The organism is Dissulfurimicrobium sp., from assembly GCF_049968175.1.
Classification (GTDB): Bacteria; Desulfobacterota; Dissulfuribacteria; order Dissulfuribacterales; family Sh68; genus Dissulfurimicrobium; species Dissulfurimicrobium hydrothermale.
This window is the reverse complement of sequence record NZ_JBMFRG010000064.1, coordinates 1-10,163: the sequence shown is the minus strand read 5'-3', so window position 1 is coordinate 10,163 and position 10,163 is coordinate 1. Positions and strand designations below refer to the sequence as shown.

The window sequence follows — 10,163 nt, the reverse complement described above, 5'->3', positions numbered from 1 at the left end:
AACTCCTTTGAGGCTTAAACAACAAATACAGGAAAAGATTCATCGGCAACAAGCTTTAATCTTTGACATAGGCCGGTATGCAATAGTCAACAGGGTTTGTTTGGGTCGACCGGGCGGCCTTGATTTGAGGTAAAATATATGCATAATATAAAATTACAATCATTTTTTAATGTGATTGCATCATTTTTTACTTGCCCGCTTGCATAATTTTAGTTATTGAACATAATTAGCATAATAATCGCACAAAATCAAAAAATGGGAGGAAAACATGAACAAGGGAGAAATCATAGACCGCATGGCCAAGGCAGCCGGCATATCAAAAACAGCGGCAGATAAGGCGCTTACCGAATTTACAAATGCTGTGGCCGAGGCATTGAAGTCCGGAGACAAAGTGACATTAATAGGTTTTGGTGCATTCCATGTCTCTGAAAGACAGGCCAGGACAGGTAGGAATCCTAGAACAGGCGCCAAATTGCAGATACCTGCGAAAAAAATGGTCAAATTCAAGCCAGGCGCAAGGCTTGCCGAGGCGGTATAAACCTTCCCCTTAGATTATCTTTAAATCTTCCACAAAGCCCCCGACCGTTTTTAGTTTAATGGCGGGGGTTTTTGTTTGAATAAAATTTAAGTTATTTAGTATACGTGCCGATTTTAATAACAAGATATTGTAACGAGGCAGTCGGATGAACATCTCTGCATATCATATTCAAAATGTAATAAGGTCTTACAGCCAGAGGATGGGGCGAAAAAATCCATCCCAACGGACCGACTCTGGTTCAGATCGCAATTTGGATACCATATCTATATCTGCAAACGCCAAAAATGCCCAATTGGCTGCACAATTGACAAAAACTATTGCCCAAAAGACCTTGTCTAGCAATAAAGATGACAAAAATGAGATAGAAGCGGCCAAGAGGTTTATCAAGAGATTGGCTGTAGATGGTACAGATCGGATTGAACCAGACGTCGTTTCTAAAGAAGAGGGAGGATTCAGATTCAAGCTGCTAAGTCCTGATAACGAAGAGACAATAAAGGAATTTTCATTTAAATAATGATAACAATGGATTAAGGGAATTTTTAAGGAATTAATATTTAAAAGGAGATATATCATGAAAATCACAGAACTGAATCAACAAAACCAAATAAACCCATACCTGAATCAAACTCAGCAGACCCAAATAGTTCAACGTCAAAGGGATGTTCAGCAGACAAACAGACAACAAGGTGGCCTTCAAGACAAGGTTGAGATATCCACGCGTTCCAAAATCCTACAAAGCACGGATCGAATAAAAAATATCTTGGATACAAATAGATCACAAAAGGTCCAGGAAATCGCCGCACAGGTACAGCAAAATACATATAAGATCAATCCAGCCAAGGTCGCAGGCGCAATGATGAAAGACCTAATAAAAGATTTGGGCTAACTACCGCCTATTTTTACAATTTTTTTAAACCTGGAAAGATAAAAGGGGCTATGGATTTTTATCGACCATGCCCTTTTTTGTGTTCTGTAACTCCCCTTGAAAGCCTGCTAAAAAGATTTAAATTTCAGCCGGTCAAAAACCAGACTAATAGGCTTTTCAAAAATTCGGCGGATTTGGATAATATCGATAACAAAAATCATATGACCAAGATATTGCAAACCTCACTGCTGCTCGTCATATCAAATGTCTTTATGACATTTGCATGGTATGCACATCTGAAAAATCTTAGAGGGGAAAAGTGGTATGTAGCTGCACTTTTAAGCTGGGGAATCGCACTTTTCGAATATCTTGTGCAGGTTCCGGCAAATCGCATAGGTTATCAGGAGATGAATCTTTCACAGCTCAAGATACTTCAGGAGGCCATAACCCTTTCAATCTTTGTGCCGTTCTCTGTTCTCTATATGCAGCAACCTATAAAATTGGACTATCTATGGGCAGCGCTCTGCATATTGGGGGCTGTCTATTTTGTATTCAAGACCTAGATGAAGCGATCTTTGGGGTCTATCGTCATGAAAAAAGGCAGATATGCCTCGGTAGTCAGACACCATCCGTGGATATTCTCAGGTGCTATAGAAAAGGTTATAGGGAATCCTGGGCCTGGCGAAACAGTGTCGGTAAGGTCGGAAGATGGTGCAATCTCTGGCGTAGGTGCCTATTCTCCTTTTTCTCAAATAAGGGTTCGCTTCTGGGCCTTCAAAGATAGAGAAATAGATAACAGTTTCTTTTATGAACGTCTAAAAGCGGCCATCAAATCGCGCTTCGATCTGGCCATACCCTCGACCACTAATGCATACCGTCTGGTAAATGCAGAATCCGACGGCCTACCCGGTTTGGTCATAGACCGCTACAGCAATTTTCTGGTATGTCAATTTCTCTCTCAGGGGGTCGAATATTGGCGAGATGGTATAATTGCGCAATTAATTTCGCTCGTGCCGAACCAGGGCATTTTTGAACGATCAGATGGAGACGTGAGACAAAAAGAAGGTCTTGAGATAAAGACAGGTTTGATTATCGGCGAAAAACCACCTAATCTTATCGAAATAATGGAGGAGGGTTGCAAATTTCTAGTAGACATAAAATCGGGTCACAAGACCGGATTTTATCTGGATCAACGTGAAAACAGGATACTCTTGTCCAGATTCTCTGAAGGTGCAAGGATATTGAACTGTTTTTCTTACACCGGCGGCTTTGCTGTATGGGCCATCAAAGGCGGTGCCAGGGAGGTCATAAATATTGACTCCTCAAGGATCGCGCTTGACCTGGCTGAAGAAAACGCCAGGATCAACAACCTTGACCAGGGAAGAATGCAAAACATCCATGGCGATGCCTTCAAGATTCTGCGAGAATTTACTAATGAAAGAGAAAAATTCGACATCGTGGTGCTGGATCCACCTAAATTCGCTATGTCAAAGGCAGGCCTTCCCGTAGCTGCAAGAGGCTATAAAGATATCAATCTGTCGGCCTTTAAACTCCTAAGGCCGGGAGGACTACTATTTACTTTTTCATGTTCAGGTCTTATGCAGCACGATCTCTTTCAAAAGATAGTCTTCGATGCAGCAATTGATGCCGAGACTGAGGCGCAGATCATCACCCGTTTGACCCAGGCCAAGGATCATCCTACCGCCTTGAATTTTCCTGAAGGGACATATCTAAAGGGTCTGATGTGCCGAATCAGCGGCTAAACCCTAAACCAGCAAAGACAGCTTTCGCCAGCCCAATTAAAAGCCATTGCCCATATTCCTTAGATAAAGAGGATTGTATGCAGCCCCATGGAAATAAATTCACTTAGGCGACAGACCGCGTCTTTTTTCTCGTTTCGGCCTTTAGTCTTTCAACAAAATCACCAACTTTATTGATGAGTTCACGGCCAGGCCTGTATGTCCCACCGTCTTTTATGAGATTTTCCTCGACAAGCCTGACGATAGCGCTTCCCACTATGATGCCGTCGGCCACTGCCGAGAGCATGGCTACCTGCTCAGGCCGCGAGACGCCGAAACCTACCGCTACTGGCAGGGATGTAAGGTTTTTGACCGTCTTGATGCCGCTTAGCAATTCTGAAGGCAGATCATTTCTTGCGCCGGTGATGCCTGTCACTGAAACATAGTAAATAAAACCCCTGCTCGCCTTGGCGATGCGCCTTGCCCGTTCAGGCGGGGTGGTGGGTGCCACCAAGAAAATCGTGGAAAGATTGTGTCTCCTTGACGCCCTTACCCATTCGACTGATTCTTCAAGCGGCAGATCAGGTACAATGGTCCCATCAAATCCGATTGATGCGGCATCGGCCGCAAACTTCTCAAGGCCGTATTGCAAAATGGAATTATAATAACCCATAAGCACCAACGGGACATCTATACCCTCAGACCTCAATCCGCTAACAAGTTCAAATAAATGGGTGATATTTATATTGTTCCGCAAGGCCCGCTGGCTCGCAGCCTGGATAGTTGGCCCGTCCGCCAATGGATCGGAAAACGGCAGGCCAAGTTCTATAATATCAGCGCCTTGGCTGACCAATTCCTTGACCAAGGCCTTTGTAACAGCGATGTCCGGATCACCAGCCGTTATAAAAGGAATAAAAGCTGATTCCCCGACCCTTTTCAGCCTCGAAAATGCCTGATCTATCCTGTTTCTTCGTCTACTGCTGGCTCTATTATTCATCGGATCCCTTTTCCTTCAATATCTCGGAGACAGCTGCAACATCCTTGTCGCCGCGACCTGACAGATTGACGATTACCACCGAACCTCTTTTTAGGCGCTGCACAAGCCTTCTGAGATAAGCAATTGCATGGGCACTCTCAAGTGCAGGGATAATCCCCTCAGTCTCTGATAGGAGCCTGAAACCCTCTAGGGCGTCATCGTCTCCTACAGCTTCATAGGTAACCCTTGCGACATCTTTAAGAAAGCTGTGCTCTGGTCCTACACCTGGGTAGTCAAGGCCAGGTGCTATGGAATGGGCACCCTTTATCTGACCCCACCTGTCCTGAAGGAGGTAGCTCATGGCGCCATGAAGCACACCAGGCGACCCCATTGTAAGCGTGGCTGAATGCTGATCTGAATCAAGGCCACGTCCGCCTGCCTCCACGCCGAAGAGACCAACCCCTTTGTCTTTGATAAAAGGGTAGAAGATGCCCATTGCATTGCTGCCACCGCCTACACAGGCTACTATCGCATCCGGAAGTCTGCCTGTCAGCCTCAATATCTGTGTCCTGGCCTCTTTCCCTATGACGCTCTGAAAATCCCTGACCATCATAGGATAGGGATGAGGTCCCACTACAGAGCCGATGATATAATGGGTAGTTCGTACATTCCCGACCCAGTCCCTTATGGCCTCGTTGGTGGCATCTTTCAAGGTCTTAGTACCGGAGTCCACAGGTATTACATCAGCGCCGGTGAGCTCCATACGAAAGACGTTCATGGCCTGTCTTGCAATATCCTTGCGGCCCATATAGACCTGGCATTTCATGCCCATAAGGGCCGCCGCCGTGGCCGTAGCCACGCCGTGCTGACCCGCGCCAGTTTCAGCTATTATCCGCCTCTTACCCATACGCCTGGCCAGCAAGATCTGGCCTATGGTGTTGTTGATCTTGTGGGCACCGGTATGAGTCAAGTCTTCACGCTTCAAAAATACTCGCACATTACCCCCAAGGGCCTCACCGAGCCTCTTCGCCTCATAAAGAGGGGTGGGTCTGCCGACATAGTCCTTGAGGATCGACGCAAGCTCACGCCTGAATCCGCTATCTCTAACAGCATCGCGGTATGCCTTTTCAAGCTCGAAAAGGGCAGGCATCAACGTCTCAGGGACATAGCGGCCGCCGAAGGGGCCGAAGTGTCCTTTTGTATCAGGCCCACGAACCATTGCCTTTTCCCCGGACACAACCAACGACGATGTAAAAATTACTTTATTTTTTTTTGCTAATTTATCCATATATAGTCTCTTTTTTATATTTTAACATTTGAGATAGCCTCCACCTCCTCGACAAACCATTTTACCCGCCTGATATCCTTTCTGCCCGGTGAGAGCTCAACGCCGGAACTTACATCGACCCCCCAGGGTCTAACAAATCCTATAGCTCCTGCACAATTCTCCGGCTTCAAACCCCCGGCAAGGATGATGGGCCTGACCAACATCTCCTTAGCCTCCAATGCAATCGACCAATCAAAGGTCCGGCCTGTGCCGCCGTGGGCATGTGGCGACCATGCATCGAGAAGAAACGCCCTTACCGCCTCTTTATACGGCAGAAGGTCATAAATGTCCTCCCTGCTGCTGATCCTCCACGCCTTAATGACCCTCGGTGCAAGGGCCAAGCACATTTCAGGCCGCTCCTTTCCATGGAGTTGGACGAGATCAAGTCCACAATAATCTATGGCATGCCTGATATGGTCCAGATCTTCATCAACAAATACCCCTACGGACTGCACAAAAGGCGGGAGTCCTGAGATTATCTCTCGCGCCTTGTCTAGACCCACCTGTCTGGGACCCCTGGCAAAGACCAAACCAATGGCATTCACGCCCAGCCGTGCGATATCTCTCGCCTCGTCGAGATCTGTAAGACCGCAGACCTTTATAAGGACCTTAGACATGTCGATCATCTCCATATTGCAACCCCCCGGCCCTAACGAGACCGCGCAGGGTATAGAGGCGATCAGGCGACCTTACAAGCCCTTCTCCTATCAGAACCGCCGCCACCCCGGCCCGCGCGAGACTCATGATCTGACTCTGATCGGAGATACCGCTCTCGCTTACAAGCGGAACTGCATCAGAGATATAGGTTTTGACCCTGAACGTGGTTTGTAGGTCTACGGAGAAATCCTTGAGGTTTCTATTATTCACCCCCAGGAGATCGGCCCCCGCCGCCATGGCAGAATCGACTTCTCTTTCGTCATGGACCTCGACCATCGTGTCCATCCCCAGCTCTCTGGCGTGAACAATGAGCTCGGACAGCAATACCCTGTCTAATATAGCCGTTATCAAAAGGATGGCATCGGCCCCCCAGCGCCTGGCCTCATCCACCTGAAGATGGTCTATAATGAAATCTTTGCGGAGCAAGGGCAGGCTGACGGTATTTCTTACAGCAAAGAGATAGGTGAGATCGCCCTCGAAGAACTTTTGATCGGTGATGACAGATATGGCCCTTGCCCCGCCATTTTGATAATCGCCGGCTATGGCAACGGGGTCGAAATCATGGCAGATGCGCCCCCTTGAAGGCGACGCCTTTTTTATCTCTGCAATCACTGAAAGACCACGGTCTTCCATCAAGGATCTCTTAAAACCTCTCGGTTTATCAACCGCGCCGTCGGGACTCTTCAGCCCATTTCTTTTAAGCGCCGATACCTCCTCTTTTTTTTGGGCCACTATTGTGTCCAGAATATTCACCGCCATGACCTCGCAACCAATTCATTCAACACGGCAAGTGCCCTGCCTGAGTCGATGGATTCGCGGGCGATCTGGAGTCCTTCCTTGAGATCGCCTGCCTTCCCCGCCAGGAGTATAGCGGCCCCTGCGTTCAACACCACCATATCCCTCTTTGGCCCTGTCTCTTCCCCTGACAATATTGCTATAGAAATTTTGGCGTTTTCTTGAGCTGTTCCGCCTAATATCTCATCCATTGTACAAAGTTTTAATCCAAGTTCTTGGGGCGATATCTCAAAGGTCTCTACCTTATTCTGCCACCACTGTGCAACCTTACTCCGACCAAGAAGGCTCAATTCATCAAGACCTCCATGACCATGAACCACCCAGGCCCTAAAGGCCCCCAGCTTCCCAAGGACCTCGGCCAGAATAGTCAGAAGACCTTGATCAAAGACGCCCATAAGTTGCACATCTGCTCCTGCTGGATTAGTAAGCGGACCCAGGATATTGAAGATGGTCCGTATCCCAAGCTCCTTTCTGGGTCCGGCTACATGTCTCATGGCCGGATGAAGGTATGGGGCAAAGAGAAAACCTATACCTATCTCCCTAATAATCTCTGCGATCTTCTTAGGAGGTAAGTTCAAATTGACGCCCATGGCCTCAAGACAATCGGCACTGCCCGAACGGCTTGACACAGAGCGGTTCCCGTGTTTAGCTACCTTAACACCGGCACCGGCAGCCACAAAGGCAGCTGTCGTCGAGACATTGAAACTCCTTGAGGCATCACCTCCTGTCCCGCAGGTATCAACCAGATGCTCACCAGGCGCAAGCACCACTTGGACCTTCAGGGCCTTCGCCCGCATAATTCTTGCCGCGCCAGTGATTTCTTGAACGGTCTCGCCCTTAATGCGGAGACCCATGAGAATGGCGCCTATCTGGGCATCAGTGACATTACCTTCCATGACATCTTGCATCAAGGCAGCCATTACGGACTCTGAAAGGTCTTTCCTTTGAGAAAGTTCGGCTATTGCCTGTTTAACGACGTCCACCAGGTCACATCTCCAGGAAATTTTCAAGAAGCCTTACGCCTTCAGTCGTCATTATGGATTCGGGATGAAACTGAACGCCTTCAATAATAAACTCCTTGTGCCTCAAACCCATCAGTTCACTCAGCTCAGACCTGGCGGATATCTCGAGACAGGCTGGTAATGTGGCCTCATCCACCACAAGGGAGTGATAACGCATCGCTTCAAATGGATTTGGAAGGCCTTTAAAAATACCCCTGTCGTCATGATAGATCATGGAGGTCTTGCCATGCATAAGTCTGAAAGCCCTTACCACTTCACCCCCAAAGGCCGCTCCGATGGCCTGGTGCCCCAGGCATACACCAAGAATGGGGATACGGCCAGCGAAACGCCTGATGGCTTCCATGGAGATACCAGCCTCCTTAGGTGTGCAAGGACCTGGCGATATGAGAAGGCGATCGGGCCCAAGTCTTTCAAGTCCATCTAGAGTGATCTCGTCATTTCTAAAGACCCTCAAAGAAACGCCGAGCGTACCCAGCGCCTGGACCAAATTGTAGGTAAAGGAATCATAATTATCTATAACTATCAGCATCCTTCTTCCTCGGTCATCGCAAAGGGCCTTGCCGCCATATCTATGGCCTTCATGAGCGCCTTGCCCTTGTTGATGGTCTCCTCCCACTCCTTGTCGGGATCGGAGTCGGCCACAATCCCTGCACCGGCCTGTAGATAGAGCATTTCACCCTTCTGACAAAGCGTCCTGATGGTGATGGCCATATCCATATTGCCAGAAAAGCCGAAATATCCCACCGCCCCTGCATATGGGCCTCGTCTGGCGTGTTCAAGCTCCTCAATGATCTCCATAGCCCTGATTTTTGGTGCACCCGTGACTGTTCCGGCGGGAAAACAGGCCTTTAGGACGTCGAACATGTCTCTGCCCGGCGCCAATTCCCCTCGTACCCCACTTACAATATGCATTACATGTGAATAGCGTTCCACGGTCATAAGGTCGTCCACCCTTACACTGCCCATCTTGGCTACCCTCCCGACGTCGTTTCTGCCCAAATCTACCAACATGAGATGTTCCGCCCTCTCTTTATCGCTAGCCAACAACTCTGCCTCAAGCCGTCTGTCTTCCTCATCGTCCCTACCCCTAGGTCTTGTACCGGCGATCGGTCTCAGCTCTATCTCGTTGCCGGTAAGCCGCACCAATATTTCAGGCGACGAGCCTATTAAGGTCTCGTCTCCAAAACGTATGTAATAAAGGTAAGGCGAGGGATTGATGCGCCTTAAGGCTCGGTAGAGATTAAAGGTGGGTATGATATTCTTTCCGGAAAATCTCTGAGACAATACCACTTGAATTACGTCTCCGGCCTCGATGTAGGCCTTTACCCTACCAACCATATCAACAAAACGCTCCCTGGACACTTCAGGCGTTAGGAGCGCACCTGTTGTTCTTTTGGAAGATATGGAGGCGGGATAATAAACGCCTTTTTGAATGTCATTCACAACGCCTTCAATGGAGGAGCAGGCATGACTATAGGCAGCACGAAGACTGCCAAAGCAGCTCGGTCTTATGTTGCAGATTATCTTGAGCGTATGTCTGAGATTATCGAAGACCAAGAGCAACTCCGGTATCATAAAGAACGCGTCATGGAAACCCATGGCGTCCTGCAGACGGCTGGGCAGACGTTCCATGAAACGCACCATATCATAACCCAGATAACCGACTGCACCGCCATAAAAACGAGGAAGCCCTGGGGTCTCAGCCACCTTAAAATCGGCCATTATACGTCTAAACGCGCTGATGGGATCTACAAGGCCTTCAGAGGAGCATATCGGCTCAAAACGGCTGCGCCTACCGCCTTCTTCTATAAAGACCTCATTTCCCTGACACCCGAAGGTGAAGAGCGGCCTCAGACCTATGAAACTATAACGCCCCCATTTTTCTCCACCCTCAAGGCTTTCAAGCAAAAAGGCATGGGTACCATGTAGGAGCTTTGTAAAAAGGGAAACTGGCGTATCCATATCTACCAGGATATCGCACCACAACGGAACAAGGTTCGAGCCATTGCAAAGTCTTTTAAATTCTTCGTAATCAGGCCGTGGCATCAACTGGTTTCCTTAAAATTTGATTAAAAATCAAATTTTAATTGTGGGATGCCACAGGCCTTATGTCAAGGGTTTTGTTGCCCACGCCCTTTAAGAGGCCTGGCTGCCCAGAGACGCGATATCAACGCTCGCTATCCTTGCAGCGAAATTTCGGCCTGTCTATCCAGTATGGAGAGGCGATCCCTTCCCTATACGCCT

The 10,163-nt window shown here is 48.3% G+C and carries 12 protein-coding genes; 5 read left to right on the top strand and 7 right to left on the bottom strand.

Annotation, left to right across the window (positions count from 1 at the left end):
- The first annotated feature begins 268 nt into the window (after window positions 1–268).
- From ACP5SG_RS08225 to ACP5SG_RS08205, 5 genes are all read left to right on the top strand, one after another.
- Window positions 269–538 (top strand): HU family DNA-binding protein, encoded by a 270-nt coding sequence (locus ACP5SG_RS08225; protein WP_237888214.1) that lies wholly within the window; start codon window positions 269–271, stop codon window positions 536–538.
- A gap of 145 nt (window positions 539–683) precedes the next feature.
- The gene (locus ACP5SG_RS08220) at window positions 684–1,052 is read left to right on the top strand and encodes a DVU0524 family FlgM-associated protein (protein ID WP_237888215.1); all 369 of its coding nucleotides are present in this window, start codon (window positions 684–686) and stop codon (window positions 1,050–1,052) included.
- A gap of 57 nt (window positions 1,053–1,109) precedes the next feature.
- Entirely contained in the window at window positions 1,110–1,424 is a 315-nt protein-coding gene (locus ACP5SG_RS08215) for a flagellar biosynthesis anti-sigma factor FlgM (RefSeq protein WP_237888216.1), read from the top strand.
- A gap of 200 nt (window positions 1,425–1,624) precedes the next feature.
- On the top strand, window positions 1,625–1,966 hold the full coding sequence (locus tag ACP5SG_RS08210) for a DMT family protein (protein WP_237889903.1): 342 nt from the start codon (window positions 1,625–1,627) through the stop codon (window positions 1,964–1,966).
- Window positions 1,967–3,166 carry a class I SAM-dependent rRNA methyltransferase gene (locus ACP5SG_RS08205; protein ID WP_428123440.1) on the top strand — a complete coding sequence of 400 codons (1,200 nt, stop codon included), beginning with the start codon at window positions 1,967–1,969 and terminating at the stop codon, window positions 3,164–3,166.
- A gap of 103 nt (window positions 3,167–3,269) precedes the next feature.
- Here ACP5SG_RS08205 and trpA read toward each other — a convergent pair whose 3' ends face one another.
- From trpA to trpE, 7 genes are all read right to left on the bottom strand, one after another.
- Complete coding sequence (gene trpA, locus ACP5SG_RS08200) at window positions 3,270–4,139, bottom strand: tryptophan synthase subunit alpha (RefSeq protein WP_428123437.1); 870 nt, start codon at window positions 4,137–4,139, stop codon at window positions 3,270–3,272.
- A complete protein-coding gene (trpB, locus tag ACP5SG_RS08195; RefSeq protein ID WP_424661200.1) occupies window positions 4,132–5,337 on the bottom strand; it encodes a tryptophan synthase subunit beta in 1,206 nt (401 codons plus the stop codon). Before trpB ends, trpA begins: the two co-directional genes overlap by 8 nt.
- Window positions 5,338–5,420: 83 nt before the next feature.
- Window positions 5,421–6,077 carry a phosphoribosylanthranilate isomerase gene (locus ACP5SG_RS08190; RefSeq protein ID WP_237888219.1) on the bottom strand — a complete coding sequence of 219 codons (657 nt, stop codon included), beginning with the start codon at window positions 6,075–6,077 and terminating at the stop codon, window positions 5,421–5,423.
- Complete coding sequence (trpC, locus tag ACP5SG_RS08185; protein ID WP_237888220.1) at window positions 6,055–6,861, bottom strand: indole-3-glycerol phosphate synthase TrpC; 807 nt, start codon at window positions 6,859–6,861, stop codon at window positions 6,055–6,057. Before trpC ends, ACP5SG_RS08190 begins: the two co-directional genes overlap by 23 nt.
- Window positions 6,852–7,880, bottom strand: coding sequence for an anthranilate phosphoribosyltransferase (gene trpD, locus ACP5SG_RS08180; protein ID WP_428123431.1), 1,029 nt, complete (start codon window positions 7,878–7,880; stop codon window positions 6,852–6,854). The genes trpC and trpD overlap by 10 nt, the downstream gene beginning before the upstream one ends.
- A gap of 4 nt (window positions 7,881–7,884) precedes the next feature.
- Window positions 7,885–8,448, bottom strand: a complete 564-nt coding sequence (locus ACP5SG_RS08175) for an anthranilate synthase component II (protein ID WP_237888222.1) — start codon at window positions 8,446–8,448, stop codon at window positions 7,885–7,887.
- Complete coding sequence (gene trpE / locus ACP5SG_RS08170) at window positions 8,442–9,965, bottom strand: anthranilate synthase component I (RefSeq protein ID WP_237888223.1); 1,524 nt, start codon at window positions 9,963–9,965, stop codon at window positions 8,442–8,444. Before trpE ends, ACP5SG_RS08175 begins: the two co-directional genes overlap by 7 nt.
- Between the last annotated feature and the right edge of the window lie 198 nt (window positions 9,966–10,163).